General features: G+C 48.0%; 16 protein-coding genes. 1 reads left to right on the top strand and 15 read right to left on the bottom strand.

The window, feature by feature from the left end:
• Nucleotides 1–4 precede the first annotated feature (4 nt).
• The 13 genes from QYQ99_RS27875 to QYQ99_RS27815 all read right to left on the bottom strand — a co-directional run bounded on the left by QYQ99_RS27875 (nucleotide 5) and on the right by QYQ99_RS27815 (nucleotide 15,219).
• On the bottom strand, nucleotides 5–3,448 hold the full coding sequence (locus QYQ99_RS27875) for a conjugal transfer protein TraG N-terminal domain-containing protein (RefSeq protein ID WP_034367753.1): 3,444 nt from the start codon (nucleotides 3,446–3,448) through the stop codon (nucleotides 5–7).
• 5 nt (nucleotides 3,449–3,453) lie between these two features.
• Nucleotides 3,454–4,851 carry a conjugal transfer protein TraH gene (locus QYQ99_RS27870; protein WP_034367750.1) on the bottom strand — a complete coding sequence of 466 codons (1,398 nt, stop codon included), beginning with the start codon at nucleotides 4,849–4,851 and terminating at the stop codon, nucleotides 3,454–3,456.
• Between the two features lie 8 nt (nucleotides 4,852–4,859).
• The gene (gene traF / locus QYQ99_RS27865) at nucleotides 4,860–5,900 is read right to left on the bottom strand and encodes a conjugal transfer protein TraF (protein ID WP_034367747.1); all 1,041 of its coding nucleotides are present in this window, start codon (nucleotides 5,898–5,900) and stop codon (nucleotides 4,860–4,862) included.
• 188 nt (nucleotides 5,901–6,088) lie between these two features.
• Nucleotides 6,089–7,579 carry a UvrD-helicase domain-containing protein gene (locus QYQ99_RS27860; protein WP_034367745.1) on the bottom strand — a complete coding sequence of 497 codons (1,491 nt, stop codon included), beginning with the start codon at nucleotides 7,577–7,579 and terminating at the stop codon, nucleotides 6,089–6,091.
• Nucleotides 7,557–8,408, bottom strand: coding sequence for a DNA-binding protein (locus QYQ99_RS27855; RefSeq protein ID WP_302093301.1), 852 nt, complete (start codon nucleotides 8,406–8,408; stop codon nucleotides 7,557–7,559). The genes QYQ99_RS27860 and QYQ99_RS27855 overlap by 23 nt, the downstream gene beginning before the upstream one ends.
• Nucleotides 8,409–8,544: 136 nt before the next feature.
• Nucleotides 8,545–9,576 (bottom strand): tyrosine-type recombinase/integrase, encoded by a 1,032-nt coding sequence (locus QYQ99_RS27850; RefSeq protein WP_198529043.1) that lies wholly within the window; start codon nucleotides 9,574–9,576, stop codon nucleotides 8,545–8,547.
• A 243-nt stretch (nucleotides 9,577–9,819) separates the two neighbouring features.
• A complete protein-coding gene (locus tag QYQ99_RS27845) occupies nucleotides 9,820–10,554 on the bottom strand; it encodes a hypothetical protein (RefSeq protein ID WP_034367742.1) in 735 nt (244 codons plus the stop codon).
• 18 nt (nucleotides 10,555–10,572) lie between these two features.
• Complete coding sequence (locus QYQ99_RS27840; protein WP_034367740.1) at nucleotides 10,573–10,896, bottom strand: H-NS histone family protein; 324 nt, start codon at nucleotides 10,894–10,896, stop codon at nucleotides 10,573–10,575.
• Between the two features lie 136 nt (nucleotides 10,897–11,032).
• A complete protein-coding gene (locus QYQ99_RS27835) occupies nucleotides 11,033–12,730 on the bottom strand; it encodes a DUF7146 domain-containing protein (RefSeq protein WP_034367737.1) in 1,698 nt (565 codons plus the stop codon).
• 130 nt (nucleotides 12,731–12,860) lie between these two features.
• Entirely contained in the window at nucleotides 12,861–13,367 is a 507-nt protein-coding gene (locus QYQ99_RS27830) for a hypothetical protein (RefSeq protein WP_052084791.1), read from the bottom strand.
• A gap of 66 nt (nucleotides 13,368–13,433) precedes the next feature.
• Complete coding sequence (locus tag QYQ99_RS27825) at nucleotides 13,434–14,321, bottom strand: restriction endonuclease subunit M (protein ID WP_046462413.1); 888 nt, start codon at nucleotides 14,319–14,321, stop codon at nucleotides 13,434–13,436.
• 166 nt (nucleotides 14,322–14,487) lie between these two features.
• On the bottom strand, nucleotides 14,488–14,745 hold the full coding sequence (locus tag QYQ99_RS27820) for a hypothetical protein (RefSeq protein WP_046462420.1): 258 nt from the start codon (nucleotides 14,743–14,745) through the stop codon (nucleotides 14,488–14,490).
• A 135-nt stretch (nucleotides 14,746–14,880) separates the two neighbouring features.
• The gene (locus tag QYQ99_RS27815) at nucleotides 14,881–15,219 is read right to left on the bottom strand and encodes an H-NS histone family protein (RefSeq protein ID WP_034367891.1); all 339 of its coding nucleotides are present in this window, start codon (nucleotides 15,217–15,219) and stop codon (nucleotides 14,881–14,883) included.
• 119 nt (nucleotides 15,220–15,338) lie between these two features.
• Between QYQ99_RS27815 and QYQ99_RS27810 the strand changes: the two genes are divergently transcribed.
• Entirely contained in the window at nucleotides 15,339–15,524 is a 186-nt protein-coding gene (locus tag QYQ99_RS27810; RefSeq protein WP_131367695.1) for a hypothetical protein, read from the top strand.
• On the opposite strand, the gene QYQ99_RS27805 is transcribed toward QYQ99_RS27810, so the two are convergent.
• Together QYQ99_RS27805 and QYQ99_RS27800 are read right to left on the bottom strand one after the other, a co-directional pair.
• Nucleotides 15,519–15,809 carry a hypothetical protein gene (locus QYQ99_RS27805; protein WP_034367731.1) on the bottom strand — a complete coding sequence of 97 codons (291 nt, stop codon included), beginning with the start codon at nucleotides 15,807–15,809 and terminating at the stop codon, nucleotides 15,519–15,521. The two genes, QYQ99_RS27810 and QYQ99_RS27805, sit on opposite strands and share 6 nt — an antisense overlap.
• Nucleotides 15,810–16,295: 486 nt before the next feature.
• Nucleotides 16,296–16,601, bottom strand: coding sequence for a hypothetical protein (locus tag QYQ99_RS27800; RefSeq protein WP_131367694.1), 306 nt, complete (start codon nucleotides 16,599–16,601; stop codon nucleotides 16,296–16,298).
• Nucleotides 16,602–16,657: the final 56 nt, after the last annotated feature.

The following is a 16,657-nucleotide window of genomic DNA, read 5'->3' as shown; positions in this document are numbered from 1 at the left end:
GTAATTACTTGCCGGGAGTATTCTGAGTTGCGTTCCAGGCCTTCACATCTTTAAGAATAGGTCCCGATTGCCCATCTTTCGATCCTTGGTGCACACCCGCATTGTATATATCCTTATACATGCTGAGTGCGAATCGGTTGTCCTTTTCTGACAAGATTGCTTCACCGCTCGAATTTCTGAGGATTTCTCCTGATGAATCCCTTTGCGCCAAGCTTTCACGAAGACCCTTATAACCGGCATCAAGTCCGGCTTGATCATTGAACTTCGCAGAAGCGAAAATCTCAGCCTGATATCCTGGTAAACCGTGCTTCTCTTGGGCAAAGCGTTTCGTAAGACCTTTCATCTCCGATTTATGATCGTCCAAGAACCTTGCTGCAGTAGTAGCGCCGCCTGAGTACGCTTGGGCGAGGCCTTGAGCCATGAATGCACCCGTTTCCTCAATACTCATATTCTTAGTGTGATCTGAGAAACTTGACTTCCCGGTTCGCCATTCATTGAAAGCATTAGTCGCCTTCGCTGAGACACCCAGCAAGGTATTGCCGAGATAGCCTACGGCTCTTTCGCCTGTACTGCGATTCTTGAAGTCTTCTTGGAACTGTTTGATTCCTTCGCCCTTAGGATCGGCAAGTATCCGGTCATTCTGATCATTCGATGTTTGTATATTGGAAGCAGTGCTCTTCCCGAACTCCATAAATGAACTGCTCAGATCCTTGATTTGATCAAGTGTTCCCATATCGCGTTGAGCAAAACTTGTGGAGCTTGATTTATTTATAATTTGATCTTTAATAAAATCACTTTGTTCATTGGCAACCCCCTCAAGAGCACGGTTTCCGTTTTTAACCAATGTGCCTGTCCTACTTTGATGGTCTGCAACGACGGAGCTTGGCCCACCTGGCTGTCTTTGAGCTTGTGTTGTAACTGAAGACAACTTCCCATCATTAAATTCAGGGGCACCGGCTACTCGTGATCTGATCTCATCAGTATTGACACCTGTGGGTGTTTGTTCTTTGAGGCCGGAATTTCTGTTCGGATCACCGGTGAAATCAAGACTCCTACCAGTAGCTTGACCGATGATACGCATGCCTTCAGCTAATCCAGCGCTGCCATTTCCATTCGCATAGTTGCTTGAGTTTGTCAGTGCTTGAAGCTGTGCTGCGTTGCGGGCTACATTTCTGTCCATGTTGTAGCTATTCGCAAATCTATTCTCCAATGCAATTGCTTCCTGCCTTACGGCTTGAGGTGCATTTTGCACTGCATTGTTCAGCCTGCTCTCAGCTTCAGGAGATGCAGATATTGCACCGCCAAGAGTTTTCATGTCTGTACTGGTTTGCTGCCCCAGTGAACTTTGCATGCTTTGGAGAGAGGTAAGACTTTCAGTTGCAGCGATACTTTCCTGTGCTGATTTAGCAACAAGATTTGATGAACTATCAGACCATGATTTTGTGAATGAGTTACTACCTGAATCTACCGCCTGATGTGTGAGGCCACTTGTCAGGGCTTGAGAATCGGAAGTGGAGAATGTTGCCCCTTGTACAGCCCTCATAACGCTATCTAATCGTCCACCTTCGCTCGCAGTGTTAGATTTATCTGCTGAGAGAGCTGCGCTTAAAGCACCCTGTAGACCTGTACCCTTTGCACCCGCCCCGCCCATTGCAGATAGAGTAAGAGCACCTTTAATAGCGTCTATCGTGGATTCACTTAAACCGTACTGCTTACCAATTTCTCTGGCCTTGCTATCGATCATTTGGCTCTGTTTAGTGCCCATCGATGAGACTGAGCGCCCTAAGGATTGCAGTCTCTGGGACTGTTGCTGCGTGCTTCCGCCTTCGGTTACGCCACGAGAAACTTCTTGCTTGAATGCATCAGACTTCGATTGCTGAATTGCAGAAGCTGAAGAGATTCCGCTTGAAACAGCATCACCAAAATTCATACTTGAATTTAGGTTCTCTGTACCAGTTTTCTGTATTCCACTGAAGGAATTCCCGCTATGCATCGGCATCATGCTAACAAGTGGGCCACTTTGCAACGCATCGGGACTCGATAACTTCTCGTTAATATGATCGCTTCCGTTCACACGACCAGCAAGGCTTGTAAACGCATATGTGCTTCCAGTGACGATGAAGAGAGAAATAATTGGTGTAGAGGCAGCAAGCATGCCGCCAGTCGCAATCCAGTTCTGCAGAATTTCACCGGCTGTGTTTATGGCATAGAATGAATCAAGTCCTGGTAGATTAAGTTGAGCTATCTTATTTGTCGATATCACATGAATGTAGAGATTGACGACTGCGAGGACAGGCATCCAAAGCTGAATCCATAAAACAGTCAGGAAATACTTAATCAGCAAGCCCATACCGAAGCTTCCCATCACCATGAGCATGGCCATTATGGGTGTGAGCGAGTACACGAAACCCTCAAAGAACGCCATCATTGGCCGCGCTACCGTAACGAACATTGACTGCTCAGTAGCCCATTGGGTATTACGTTGTTGTATAGCTTGGTTCACCATTACCGCTGAGCCGAAGTCAAGCATGTCCTTGTATTTTCCAACAACAGCATCGTTGTACAGTGGCTCCAATATAGATGCCTTCAGATATTCGTTTGCAGATGTAGACGCTTGCCCAAGTGCCTGGATAGAGTCTTGAATGCGCGAAGTCGCTTGTCCAATATCAGGTCTGTTCAAGCCGATTGCTGCAGAGATAGCCTGTTGAACACGCATATCTGATATGGAGTCTAATGATGCACTTAGATAAAACCACCCTTCAGAGCAGGTATATTCTTCCCCATCTATTTCCCCAGGATTTAAATAGATTCTTGTTCCGTAGAGTGATGACATGAAAGGAAGAACCTCCGTCACCTTGCCCGTCATCATCGATTCGACGGAAACTAATCCTAAGTCAATTTTTGTAAGAGTACATTCGCGGATATAGTTGTCCCAGCTCTTTCTAATATCCACAGAACCACCGCCCATAGCATCATTCATTGCGACATAAATTCCCGATTTATCAAGATTTCGTCGGGTGTCATTGAGCAGTTTTAAAGATTCTGCAAACTCCGTTCTTGTAATGCTCGGTGCGATTATGCTAAATCCGGTCGTGAATAGATCTGTGACTGTGTACCCGACATTGGAAATTACTCCTCCTGTGAATCCAATTCCTAACGGGACGTTGGCAACTACGCGCACATTCCCATCGTATGCATCTTCAATTGTCACGACTGTAGCGGGACCGAAGAAGCACATGTAGCAAACCCAGCAAACAAAAACTTGCTGAAATTCGGTTTGCTTAGCACCTTGCAATAGCGACTTGACACAAATTATTAGAACGCCGAAAAGCATCCCAATCATGACGGCCTTTTCCAGATCGCCTGCACCTGTGATCATTGCAATGCCAATAAGTATTTGCTCTAGGAACGTCGAGTCACCTATTGAGTAAATCGTGAATGACATCATGATGTTTATGGCTTCGGAGCGGAGGTTAATGTGGAGAGTGCATACTTTTGCTTTCTTGAAATCTCCAGAATTGAGCGATATCGGTCAATAATTTTTGATAAGTCACCGTATTCGCCACGTAGGGCCGAATAGTCACTGTCAAACTTGCTTTTGGAAATATTAATTTCGTCAAGTAGTTGCTTTTTGTTAGCGGAGTCTGAAGAGCTAATTACAGCGAGCGCAACTCTGAAGAAATCATCGACAACCTTCTTCATCATTACTAATGAAATTGCGTCTGCCGAATCATTGGCGAACAAGACCGCAGAGTCATAAGAAACTATTGATAGGTTTCTTATGATCGCACCCATACCACTAGGCATGGAAGTTGTGAATGCTTTCTCAGTTTCAGAAAGAACGCCACTATTGGTTGCATACTTGTAGATTACGCCTGGAGTTGTGCCCCCTCCGTGAAGCAAATCAACAATCTTGGTTCTCATACCTTTGATGGTTACTCTCTTGGTGGTAGGGGAGTAGCATTGATCATCACCATTGCAAGTATAAATTTCAAGATTTCCACCTTGGATAAGGTCTTTAAGAGTAATGAGTCCGCCTGGGAGCGTAATGATCGGGTTGGTATTTTCCTCGCCGGATGAAGTCCCCGTTTTGTCATTCACCATGTCACCAACAACAATCGAGCCTGTCATAGACATGATGGTTTCTAGCAACTCTGTATCGCCGTATGTAAACCAAGAGCTGGCATAATTCTGTTTCATGGTTTTCCACAGAATATTACCAGTCATTCTTTTATAAACTTCAGGCGATTGATCCCTGATTTCCTTAATTGGTGTTTTTCCGCCTGTTTCTTGCTTTGTCGAGAAGAAGTCTTCAAATAGACCATTGGCAGAACCCATGAGCGAAGCATCTGTTTTGTTCTTGAGATCCATGCCGGAAGTCAGGTCATTAACAAACCCTTGCGCAAGTTGGCAAGAATTACCAAGATGCTGGTTGAGTTCCTGAATCTTCTTCTGGAAGGATTCAATCCATTTCGCCCCATCAGGAAATACATTGTCTAGTGCTAATTGGAATGCGTAGCCTTTGGCATTGGCTGCAACCGCTCTCAATAGTTGGACCAACTGCTCTGCATTAATAAAGCTGAATGATCCACCAAATAAATCAACGCCTCCACATCCGGCTTTCCATGATGGGGGTGTGAACGCAACCAAATTCGTATCGTAGATCTTTGATTTGGTAGTGAATCTCCCACCCGAAAGAACGCCGCGACGTTGTGATTCATAAACACCAGGAGGGGTCACATTCGTCATCTGGCCGAAGACGCCATCAAGCTGTGACTGCAGGCCACCAGCGTTTAACAGAGTAGGGGATAGCGATAGAGCAACAGCTGCAACAGATAATTTGAGTTTCATGATATTAATTACTTGGTATTCAGGCGGGTTCTGATGTATTCCATCAGTTTGCTTGGTTCAACAAAATTGGATTTGCCATTTGTCTTTTGCTGAATCCTTTCTAAGTCTTTACCAAAAATCGATGGATCTAGTTTCTCTGCAATGTTGTTATCTGTCGTGTAGATTGGTTTCGTCTTTTTATATTCTTCTTCAGAAACCCAGCCATTCCGTTTTGCAGCAATAATAATTCTGTGCTTCATCTCAGGAAGAGAGAGTGCCCCTTGCCCAATTGGCTCAAATTTCCCACTTGGTGAAACTAAGAACGTTGCAGGAAAATTGACGATATTTAGAGTTTTAGCATGGCCACTATCCGTCTTGAAGTTTGGGAATATGTTGTCTTTGAGTGGTCGTCCAGTTACCGAGATTGGAACGATAGTGAATCCTTGAGCCTCTAGCATCTTCACAATAGAGGCTTGAAGGTTGCTATATTCGTCATCTTTAAAGAAGAAAAAGATGCCAGCACGTTGAGCAATAGAGTCGATGAGGGCACTTTTCTCTTTACCTGCTTCAACATCTAGCTTTTGAGATGCAAATGTCGCTGCAGGACGCCGTGAAATTTCATCCAGATATGGATCACCCAGTACGGCCATCTCAGTAGCATTTGAAAACTGCTCCGACCTATCGATTGCAAATCGCTGGAGATACATGAATGCGCGAACGTTCTCCACTGTCGGGTTGTCCCAGGCCGCATCCTTGTACTTGGGGAGGTTTTCGCGCACCCACGCGGCTGAGAAAGGTGCTGGCCCTTTCTCCAGTGCTGGAGGAACAGATGCAGGCTTTGCAGGTGGTGACTGTGTTGGTGCCGCCTGAGGCTTGGGTGGTGGCTTTGGAGGCTCTTCTTCTTCATCCTCAGGCTCTGGGGCATACCAGAACCATCCTTCGCTCTTGCGGTCGTAGAAGCGAACAGGGGTCTCTTCGATCTGCTGTGCGTATGCTTGCCCAACCCCCATACAGATCGCGTTGGCCAGGGCAATCAGAATGCAGCTACGTTGAAATGCAGTGGTTTTCATCAGTCACAATTCCTCTTGTGACTGATCGTATGGATATGGCTATCTAGGCATGCATCAGCCTCTGCCCTTATAGGGCTGTGCAAGCGCCATAGCTATTCTGAGTGAACCCCTTTAGGCTCAAACCAGATATCTACGCTATTGCTACCTCGGCAGTGGTGATGATCGTGTACTTTTTCGCATGCGAAAAATCATGCTATCTCCATCTCGATTTTTGCCCGTGCTCGCCGTCTTTGAGCGACTTGGTTGAGGATGATTTCAATGATTCCGTTGATGATCAGCACTCGCATGGCGCGAGAAGAGCCAACGTACAACAAATTGATTTCGTCTTCACGAGCCTCTGGCTCCATATCTGGATCGAAGATATCTGGGTAGTCATCAGTCAGTTGAACAGTGTCCCATTCCAGACCTTTACTCCTATGCGCTGTGGTGACAGTGATTGAGGCCTCCATTTCTTCCTCAACAGTGAGGCTCTTGAGGTGATCAATCATTGCAGGGATGTCTTCGGCCGCGTATGTTTCCAGAATTCGCACTGACCGTTGCATCTCATGGTCTTTGGTCTGCTCTGCGGCTTCCTTATATTCCTCATAATCCTTGTAGTCGGCTTTGAGCTTCTTGTTCTTTACGTTTCCGAGTTCACCACGGCTAAAGTGGTGCAGATCTAGGAGATCCTGCACTTTGTAGTTTTCAATGCCTCCGACCCAAAAGATTGATTCGCCGCGAGCTGCAGCTGCAAGAGCGGATTCGAGCACGCCCATCACTGTTCTGGAGACTAAGCATCGATGTTCAGTGCCCATAGGAACGTGGAAAGTAACCGTGTCTGCTTGTCCACGGCCAACCACAGGAACTGTTTCGCCCTTCAGCTCAAGCAGCGCATTCGCAACGATAGCGACGTTGGGGCCGAACCGGAAACTATTGGTCAAGTACAGGCGCGGGACATCATTGAGAAGAGGGTGGTCGAGGGCGTTCACCGCGCCGCGATATCTGAAAATCTGCTGGTGTTCATCGCCCACAAGGGTGAGTTTGCAGCTCTGAGAAAGGACAATCTGGCTTGTGACGGGGTTCGCGTCCTGAGCCTCATCAAAAAGTATGCGCTTGTATTGAAGGCTGAGGTCTGGCATCGAAAGCTGATAGAGCTTCAGATAGCAGTCGTGAACTGTTGGAAATGAGTCGTCAGGGTCGCACATCCGAACCCAAACTCTCTCAGCTGCATCAACCACTTCCGCCTGGTACTGAACCATCTTGGTGGTGAGGTTGGGCTTACCGTTGAATCGAGTGAAATGATCGCTGTAGAACTTCATGTCAGCACTGCACATGAAATTTGTCAGGACATCCAAGACATCCTTCACGAATGCCCAGTTGCTTGTGTCCAGAGCGTTGGCCAGCTCGCGTAAGGGAATGTTCCCGTGATGTGAGATCTTGTGCTTTAGCAGCTTTCCGAACTTGGGGAAGGCAAGCTGATGTGATGTCTTGCAGTCAACCTGTCGCTTTGGGAAGCGCTGTGCAGCTGCATCGCGGATAGCGCGGCTATACGCCAAGTAGAGCATACGCTCGCGGGGGTAAGCTTGGGCGATCTGGAAAAATGTTGTCGTCTTGCCAGATCCTGCCCTCGCTTTCACGACAAGGCGCGAGCCGGAGAACTGAATAATGCGCGCTTGTTCAGCGGTTGGTCTGATTACCATCGGTTTTCTTCCTAGGCGTCTTTGTAGTAGCCGGGAAGAGGGTGCCTTGCCTGAGTCTCAGAATCAAAGATTCGATATCGCGGTTGCGCTTCTGTTCTTCACTCAGCATGTGCTCTAGCATGCCGATCTGCTTGTCCTTGAGGCTCAACTGGCCATTGGCATAGCTAAGCTTATCGAGTGCATCACGCACTTCACCCTTCAGCACCAGCGATTCATCACGAAGCTCAGCAGCCCGCTCTTCCTGGGCCTTGATAGTCGTTTCCAGCTCGATAGTCTGCCTGCGTAAGGCATCGATCTGCGACTGCGAAGAGGCACCGTTTTGGGCTGCTTGGTCATATTTGTCTTGGAGAGCAAGCTGGTCATGTTCCACCATTTGAAGTGCGCGCTCTTTAGCTTGAAGATCTTGTTCAAGCTTCTCTGTCTCTTCTTTGCACTTTGCCAGCTGGTCTTCTAGTTGATCGATTTTCTCGCTGTTGCTGTTGGCCATGTCTATGGCCTGCTGCATGTCTTCATTGATAACTGCCTCGCGGCTCCGCAGCTGCTCGCGCTCGGACTGGACCCGCATTTCGGCTCCGTCCAGCGCTGTGCGCCATAGCTTGCGGACGAGAAAATCGGCTTCCGAAGCCATGAAATCTGGCAAGACCATTTCCTCAGTTGGTGCTTCCTGCAGATTTGCGCTCTCCCACTCCTTCAGAAAGTTGGAGATAGTTGTGTAGCTGCCACCGCCGATGATTTGATGAACAGCCGTGATACGCGGAAGCTTGCCAGCTTTCACAAGCTCATTTGCAGCGGTGAATACGTCCTCTTTCGTAGCTATTCGTCTGGCCATGTCAATCCCCATTGTTTGTAATACCGTATTACCATAATTATCGTATTACGATAGAAAATCGCAACAGAATTTTCAGCAGCTAGTAAATGCGCAACAAAAAAGCACCCCGGAGGGTGCTAAGAAATTTGGAGCTGCTTCAAAGGTAATCGATGACTTCACTGGCCTTGCGTCTGCGCTCATCAGATCTTTTGTCGTAACGCTGTGTCGTTGTAATGCTGGCGTGGCCTAGGTTGTCTTTGACAGTGATGATGTCGATCCCTTTTTCAAAAAGAGTCGTTGCATAGGTTCTTCGAAGGTCATGGGGTGCGACATTCTCAATCCCGGCCTGCAAACTGCGCTCATGCAAGATGTGATAGACGGATTGACTCGACATCCTTTCGGAAGTCATGGCACCGTGGCGACGAATACGGGTGAACATCGGGCCGTCTTGAATGTCAGCAACATCCAACCAGGCAGTGAGGCGGGTCCAAGCTCCTGCTGGGATAAAGGCGATTCGTTCCTTATTTCCCTTGCCAATGACTTTGAGAATTCGATCCTTCCTCACGAGGCTGGTCACATCGAGGTTGACGATCTCCGCTCTACGTAATCCGCAACCCGCCAAGATGGCCAGCATCGCGCCGTCACGAAGGCCAAGCTTTTTTTCATCTTCATCGCAGGCTTGCAACAAAAGCCGAACTTCCTCAGGCCGAAGTGCACGCCCCTTAGGAAGCCGTGAGCCACTGTCACCCTTGACTTCTTTGATTTGCTGGTAGTCCTCAACATTGAGCTGGTGAAGGAACCAGGCTTCCTTGCACACGCCTTTGATGCCTGCCAGATAGGTGTTTACAGTTGCTGGAGCCTTGCCTTTCCTTTGATCAATGTCACTACCGTTTTCGTCAGGCTTGCTGCTGAGCAACGACACTATGGCTAGAACGTGGTGGCGTCGCAGGCTACCCCATGGACAGGAGTGCAGATCAGAAAAGCCAATGATTCTGGCCACGTTGTTGAGAAAGGATTGCATCGTGACCTTGCTCTGGTCCGATTTGAGGGAAAGCAAGTATCTGACCGCAGCGTTCTGTCCTACATCCGGGCGTCCAGGCAAGGCTAAAAATTCATTTTGAAGAGAATCCTCACGAAGGCCGCCAGGAGGCTCTATAGCGAATTTTTTCATTTTTACATCCGACTGCATTGGGTGCTCCATGATGTGCGCTTGTAGGGCTTTCTGACAAGCCCATTTTTTTTGATCACTTCTACTTTTCAAAAGATCTATTTTAATAAGTAGAGCTGTATTTCAAAAGCTCACTGTTATCGTGAGCTATCGGCCATGCGATTTGGTCATGAGCGCACATTCATTCTGTCGCGCCATCACAGAATGCATCAAGTCTGTGCGCTTGGTACAGAGTAAGACTTAGATTGTGGGAGCGCAATAGATTCATACGTTGCTGGCGCGCTTGAACAGTGTGGCCAGGATCTTCATTCCAGTCTTGGCATCCGTGATGACCACATATCTATGGACAGATGAATCGTGCCCCCAGATTTCAACCTCATTGTCAGGTCCATACTTTCTGCGCTTATGCTCGATAACGCGGGGATCGAGTGGGATCTTGTGAAGATCTTCATGCTGCATCCTGTTGATGAGGGAAGCCCATGGGTTCTTCATATCAGCTGCTGAGTGATACTGAACATATCGATCAACGGCATGTTCGGTGATGACCAATTCACCAATCCTGGGTGTCTGAACAATCTCCTGAATACGATACTCTTTGGGATTTATCGTGATCTTTGTGAGTTTAGCGCCATCATCGTGATTGATTGGTGACTCAGATTTGATATTAATTTTGGCACCAGCGAAACGCCCCCCTTCCTGCATGAATGCTGCAAACTTGAGCAGATGCTTCTTATCGGATCTATTGAGGGAGAGCTTCTTTATGGCACCTTTGGATACATTGAGTTCAAATGCTTTTCCGCTATCAGGAATGCGGTCAAAGACAGCTTGATTGAATACCAGATGACGAATAGCTACTAACTCAGCGGCCAACTCGATGTCCTCAATCGGGTGCGTAAACTCTACAGTTAGTACACCGAAGTTACTTATACCTACTCGCCACAAAACAAAAACAGAGCGTTCATCGCTCTGTTTTTGGGAGTAAGTAGTCAAGCGCATCATGGCGACTACCCTTTTGCTTTAGGCTTTATCGTTCGAACTTTTGTCGATCAGCAGATCATCGAGATTGCCGCCTGCAGCGATATGTTCTTTCACCCAGCTAGGCTGCATGCCGCGACCCGTCCAGGTTTTTCCATCCTTGGCATATTTATCCGCGACCTTCCCGCGAGGCTTTCCTGCCGAAGATCCACGAGACTTTGACTGGAGATCTTCGATGGTGATGCCGTAGTCTTCCATCTTGGCTTTGATGTCAGAAATCACGCCCTGCACTTCCTTCAGGCGCATTTCTTCTGCTTGGCGAGAGAGTTCTTCAGCTTGAGCCAGGAGTTCTTTGTACGTTGCCATAAGTATTACCCTTCAGGTTGTGAATTACAGGGCAGAATACTAACTCAAAAAATGATACTGTCAAAGTTAAATTCAAGTAAAGTTGCTCAGAACCAAAAAAAAGCCTTCAACCCCTGTGAGGGCTGAAGGCTTTCTATTAGATAGTGGCGAAAGATCTAGCTATAAAGCTCTTCAAGTTCGCAACCCTAGGGAACCCTAAGATACCTTGCGAGAGCAAGACATCATTCCAGTCAACCCCTTTAGCTTTCGCTGGTATTGGCATCGATGGCATAAGTATGTGAACGTTCAGCCCGAGTGCTTTCGCACGCTGGTACAACACGTTTGCAGCAATTTCGCCACGAACAGACTTATCCTTGTCAGCCCATATCAGCAAGGTATGAACAGACTCAGGAATCTCAAAAGTTTCCATGAGCTGAGCATTGACGGACGACCAAGTAGGTATCTTTGTCGCTCGATATGCAGAGAGTGCCGTCTCCAGTCCTTCAGCTATACCCAGTACTCCCCCGCAAGAAGGATCACCGAGTCTTACTGCAGATCCGTTGACATCCATATCGTCAGGGATGCTCATCATCTTCTTCACCTTCTCTACCTTATGACGCTGGCCAACTGAATCCTTATAGGACACTGCGAGCTTTTTGCCATCCTTATTCAGGTAGGTTCGATGGAGAGTAACAATTTCCCCCTCTGCATTGCGGATAGCACAAACAATCGCTGGAAAAGATCCCAACAGAGTATTCTTGTTATCCACTTCTTCATAGTAGTCCAGGGCAGGATGAAAGCGCATGTCGGCCGCAGCACCTTTGGCCAGCTCATTGAAGAGCACGCCACGGGACTGCAGGTAGAGACGCATGGGTTCAGCGGTCGCAGATGGGAACGCCACACACTGATTCCAGACCTTCTCTATCTTCTCGCTCGCATAAGCCTTCCCTGCCGCTTTCGCGGCCAGCACGTTTGCTGCACGCTGCTGCGCTTCTTGCAACCAACCAGGCGCGGCCAGAGCCTTGTTGATGGGCACGACCTTCTGATGGGCTGCAATTGGCTCAGCACTGACTTCATCCGCAGTTTCTACGGCTTGTTTCGCAGAGGTTACGGCCACAGGTGAACCGTTGCTAACCTGAACATGCTTCACAACGCTGCTTGAAGCCTGGGTGCTTTTCAGACGAGTTTCCCCGATGCGAATCACTTCCCAAGTATTGCGATGAGTCTTGATCTCCTCTTCCGTAATCACACCGTCCTTGTCTTTTTTCTCGACAACAATAGTGACGGGGACGCGCCCCAGATTACTCAAAGTGATACTGTCACCGTAAGTGGCTCCGCTCTCTGCCAGGGCACGCTCAATGTCCACACCCCAAAGGGTACGTTCAAGATTGTTCCTGTAACGCAGAATTGCGTAGAAGCTCAGCTCATTTTCATCCTTGAACTGATACCGCTCTTTACCGAAGGCAATCAAAATTCCATCATAGAACTTTGCTTTCTTTGGGTCATGAGCGGCCACTAATTCAAGTCGCTTTGTTTGAGTTGGTTTTGCAGTTGGAAGCCCCAATGCTTGACCCACTTCATCAATAGTTTCGGAAAATGACCAGTTGCGTAACCACATCAGAACTTCAAATCCATTCGATAAGAAACGGATACTTGGATCATTGTGGAATGCAGCTCCAGTCACGTCAGCATCAGGCATTAGGCGGAATCCATCAGTGCCCCCTTTTATTGGGCAGGGAACATGACGGCCAACTCGCTGAATTGCGTGGCGCAGCTCAGGAGCTAGGTTTGCGAAAATAGCCAGCCAATTTTCATCAGCAGCCTTTTTGACAACTTCTTTATCGTAGTTAGCCATTGTTAGTCCTTAGAAAATTAACTGGAATTGAGGCTTCATTAAAGCCCTGTACAGGGATTTAATGAAACCCCCACACCAGTGGAACCAAGGAGTAGTCCCGCAAGGGACTTATCCCTGGCAGGGTTTTGATTTAGTTCAGGTAGCCAAGCTTACGCATGACAACTTGAACTCCTTCACGGATGCGGTCAGGGGACAGCATTTCTTCACGGCAGAGTACGAGGAACGAAAACGGATGTATTTCGTCTGACATTAGCCATTCGTAGTTCTCTTGCCTGGTTTCAGGGCTTGTCCGCCCATCACCTAGCAATCGAATATTTTCATCAAAAAACGCTGTGCGCAATTTATCGATGTCATCATCAGACCATACGAATTTCTCCGTATTGTCTAAGTTCTCTTCATCGACTTCATCGTGCTCTGAGGTTTCTTGAACATAAGCCCCTGTCTCTGGTGCGCAGATATCGAAATCAAGCGACAAGCTATTTATGAGGCTTTCAACATTCTTATTGCAGGTCTTCAAGGACAAATATGATTTGCCATGTTCACTGTATGAATATTGCTGAGAAGTCATCGTTTGATCCAGAAAATCAAACGACATTTGCCCCAGTTCCGGTTTGTGGATTGAGGGAATCATTGCCATGGCCACACTCCAAAAATGAAGGCCATGCCCCCGTTAGGAGGCATAGCCCCCTTAGGGTAGAAAAATTCACAAGGCTAGCTTGTAAACACCAGTTTCCAGACGTTCGAAGTATTTTGCGTCTTGCAATACCTGTCGGACTTTCGCCCTCCAATGTACGTTCTCTCTGAACTGTGCAAATGGCTCAATAGCTTCGTAAATCTGGTTTAAATCCATAGAGGGTTTCCCTTGCAGGACTCTACGAACAGCTGCTTTCCATGTAGTGGCAATCATATTGACTGCTTTTCGATGGAAATTTGATAGCAGGATCAACGAGTGACTTGCATCACGACGAAAAACTAAAAGCTTTTCGTGCGCAATACGAACAATGTTGCCTGAATATTGTCGTGAATCACTAATGCAGTTGTGCTGCACTTTGATGATTTCATCGACCAGTTTGCCTGGAGCGATACGCTCCACAAGACTTGAGAGATTGTAGTAATCCCCGTTTCTGCGGAGATTGCCCATCAATATCCCATAGTGTCCTTTTACTTCGCAGGCATCATGAATGTTCATGACAGCAAGCTCTAACGACTCAACAAATTCATTTAGCTTCATGCGGCTCATGTCCCATTTGTGTGGTTCATTGCCCCATTGACTTCCTGAATACTGAATCATGTCCCAGTAAGCTGGGTGCCACCAGATCAGATTCGCTTTCTCTCCCAAGAAGGAAGAGAAGTCATCAGTCAGCAAATTAAAGCCCTGATGAAGGTCTGTGCCCTTGAAGCGCACTCCAAGTGAAGCGGCTACATCGGCGCTCGTTCCGCCTCCAATGCTTGGATCTGCAACGAGGCCATTCTGATCTTTTAGATAGGACTCGATGAAGTCCTTTATGACGTACCCTGAGCAGTTGCCACGGTACTTGTTGTCACCATAGTTTCCCCGGTTTGGGTAGGAACAAATCGAGTTTGAAAACATGCGTGCCTTAATCAATTGAGGGCACGCCACCCATGGGAGTGCATGCACCCCAAGGGTTGATAAAATGCTGTTTGTTTAAGGAAGCCAGCTACTTCACTTTTCGTTCCAAGAAGGAACAAAACCACATTACTAATACCAATGCGGGCATTGGTAATGGGTCTTAGGTCTAGTGGGCCAATTCCGGTTCTTGAACTGGAGTGACGTTCGATTTGACGATCAAGGTTTCGCGTTTCGCCGTTTTGGGATGCTTACGATGCCTAAAATGATGGCCGTTGCTGTCACTTCCCATGTAGTGCCAGCAATCACCAGTTTCTTGGTTCTCGCAAACATGATCGCCAGAATTCAATTCTGCCTCGGATAACCCTCCCCACATCGCTTGCCATTGCTCCGTGTTGCGTTCAATGAAGAACGGGACTTCCTTCATCAGTTCTCTCCTGTCTTTGCTGTATCGCGTAAGTGCATTGTCTGCATAGACAGGAAAAGGCATCACCATGAAGCTGCCCTATTTGGGCAGACCTAAAAAATAGATCAAGCTATTACTGAGTAGCCTTCAGGCAGGCTACTGGACTGGAAACGGGTTGCGTTCATCCCTTGGGGCATTGAAGTCGTAGGTTGGTCGTCTATCGATTTCGAATAGGCTGCGGTCCTTGCCATCTATCCATCTTGGTGGCTTGCCGCGACCGCTCCAAGACTGGCCAGTGTCTGGGTCGTAGTACCTGGCCACGGGTTCCTTCTTAGCTGGCTGCGGGAGTGGGAACACTTGATGCACTGTGAAGCCGAAAGACTGGACCAGCTCTCTTACCTGGATAAGAGCGTCAGTCTCTTCCGAGGCGCGAGCTTGTGCAATTTGCTTGTCTAGCTGGGCAAGCTCAGCTTTCAGTTGACTGTAGGATTTCATGAGAGTGTATGTATGCCCGAGATGGTGATCGACGTGCACTGTGAGCGCAGGCTCTTCATGCATGGGCAAGTCGGTTCAGAAATAAGAAAGGCCACTCCCAAGAGAGTGGCCAGTCTTTTTTGCTGCGTAACGTCAACTACGCTTTATTTTTTACCTTCACGCTTCTCTTCATCGATCTGACGCTGAGCGCCGATCGATCCAACAATCAGGAACACTCCAATGCAGAGCATGCTGATGGCGAGGGGACTGAAGAGGTGATTCATGGTGTGACCTTTCGTAGATGGGTTGTCAGCTACGGCTTATGAAGCCATTTTCTCACGAGTTTTGAGAACTGTCACTGCACCCTCAAGCATCACTGCAAAGGCGATGATGTCACCGATGGCAGTCGCAGTGTCTCCAGCTGCGAAAGAGTCAACAACGGCTTGGGCTACTTCGATGGCGTAGTAAGGAACCACGACACCGGTTACAAGGAAAGTCAGACGAAGCGAAGACGCAATGGCCTTCACCGTCATCGTTACCAGTTGGAAAGTTCCTGCAAGCAGGATGAAGATGTATGGCAGCAGAAGCAGTGCCACATTGATTTTTAGCATAGGCGAATCTCCGTAGAAATTGCCAAGGCGCACCCGCTAGGGTGGCTAAACCCTGGCGGATTGTTGAAAGACACTCATTGATCGAGCATCAAGTTGTCGTCGCAACTCGCAAGACTGAAGCGTCATGGACGCTATAGTTTTTGAGTTGAGATCGGACCTGGTACAAGTCAGCTCGACCGTGAAGCAAGTTCACGAGGCTGACATATGTTGCCGGGATGCGATGGGAGATCGCATTCAGCGTTAAGTGGTGTCTCGGTCATGCCGAGCACTAGAGATGCTGTTTATTTATGGAGGCCAGTTACCTCACACATTGCCCACGAGGGACAAAAAAAGCGCAGATGCAAAGCTTGGCTTGCTGCCTTGCATCTGTGCTCTTCTTCGGGAGTCTAGTGGTGATCGCTGTTCAACGACGTGGCTCAAGTTGCCCTCTTTGGGCGCTGTGACGAAATTTCACCAGAGCGCTTGTGAGCGCCTGGTGTAATTTCTTTAGTTCACTGACAGAGCTTCGGCTGCAGCAGCCTTCTGTCGCCATGGGTAGAGACATAGCGTGTAGTTCTCGCCATCGTCGCTTTTCAGCTCGACGGTATTCCCTGCTATGCGTGCTTTCGAGATGGTTTCCTCTTCAAAGAAGAGCCAGCCGTGGGGTTCGTCAGAGACATCGATTCGCAAGTGCCGCGAGAGGCTGCGATTGTTCTTGATGCCCGTACCGATCCCCTTGGTGATTGCCATCTGTCCGTTCAAGCGCACGATACGTGCATTCTTGATCATTCGGTAGAGTCGTTCGATTTGCATGGTGTCCTCGTATACGGGGCCAACATCCCCAAGGGGCTGTTAGCCCCTGATGGGTT

The sequence above is a fragment of the Comamonas testosteroni genome (assembly GCF_030505195.1).
GTDB classification, from domain to species: Bacteria; Pseudomonadota; Gammaproteobacteria; order Burkholderiales; family Burkholderiaceae_C; genus Comamonas; species Comamonas testosteroni_G.
This window is presented reverse-complemented; position numbering and strand designations above follow the sequence as displayed.

Excerpts from the sequence above, each read along its gene's own strand:
- QYQ99_RS27875 (WP_034367753.1), bottom strand. The coding sequence starts at position 3,448 with ATGATGTCATTCACGATTTACTCAATAGGTGACTCGACGTTCCTAGAG.
- QYQ99_RS27870 (WP_034367750.1), bottom strand. The coding sequence starts at position 4,851 with ATGAAACTCAAATTATCTGTTGCAGCTGTTGCTCTATCGCTATCCCCT.
- traF (WP_034367747.1), bottom strand. The coding sequence starts at position 5,900 with ATGAAAACCACTGCATTTCAACGTAGCTGCATTCTGATTGCCCTGGCC.
- QYQ99_RS27860 (WP_034367745.1), bottom strand. The coding sequence starts at position 7,579 with ATGGTAATCAGACCAACCGCTGAACAAGCGCGCATTATTCAGTTCTCC.
- QYQ99_RS27855 (WP_302093301.1), bottom strand. The coding sequence starts at position 8,408 with ATGGCCAGACGAATAGCTACGAAAGAGGACGTATTCACCGCTGCAAAT.
- QYQ99_RS27850 (WP_198529043.1), bottom strand. The coding sequence starts at position 9,576 with ATGCAGTCGGATGTAAAAATGAAAAAATTCGCTATAGAGCCTCCTGGC.
- QYQ99_RS27845 (WP_034367742.1), bottom strand. The coding sequence starts at position 10,554 with ATGATGCGCTTGACTACTTACTCCCAAAAACAGAGCGATGAACGCTCT.
- QYQ99_RS27840 (WP_034367740.1), bottom strand. The coding sequence starts at position 10,896 with ATGGCAACGTACAAAGAACTCCTGGCTCAAGCTGAAGAACTCTCTCGC.
- QYQ99_RS27835 (WP_034367737.1), bottom strand. The coding sequence starts at position 12,730 with ATGGCTAACTACGATAAAGAAGTTGTCAAAAAGGCTGCTGATGAAAAT.
- QYQ99_RS27830 (WP_052084791.1), bottom strand. The coding sequence starts at position 13,367 with ATGGCAATGATTCCCTCAATCCACAAACCGGAACTGGGGCAAATGTCG.
- QYQ99_RS27825 (WP_046462413.1), bottom strand. The coding sequence starts at position 14,321 with ATGTTTTCAAACTCGATTTGTTCCTACCCAAACCGGGGAAACTATGGT.
- QYQ99_RS27820 (WP_046462420.1), bottom strand. The coding sequence starts at position 14,745 with ATGAAGGAAGTCCCGTTCTTCATTGAACGCAACACGGAGCAATGGCAA.
- QYQ99_RS27815 (WP_034367891.1), bottom strand. The coding sequence starts at position 15,219 with ATGAAATCCTACAGTCAACTGAAAGCTGAGCTTGCCCAGCTAGACAAG.
- QYQ99_RS27805 (WP_034367731.1), bottom strand. The coding sequence starts at position 15,809 with ATGCTAAAAATCAATGTGGCACTGCTTCTGCTGCCATACATCTTCATC.
- QYQ99_RS27800 (WP_131367694.1), bottom strand. The coding sequence starts at position 16,601 with ATGCAAATCGAACGACTCTACCGAATGATCAAGAATGCACGTATCGTG.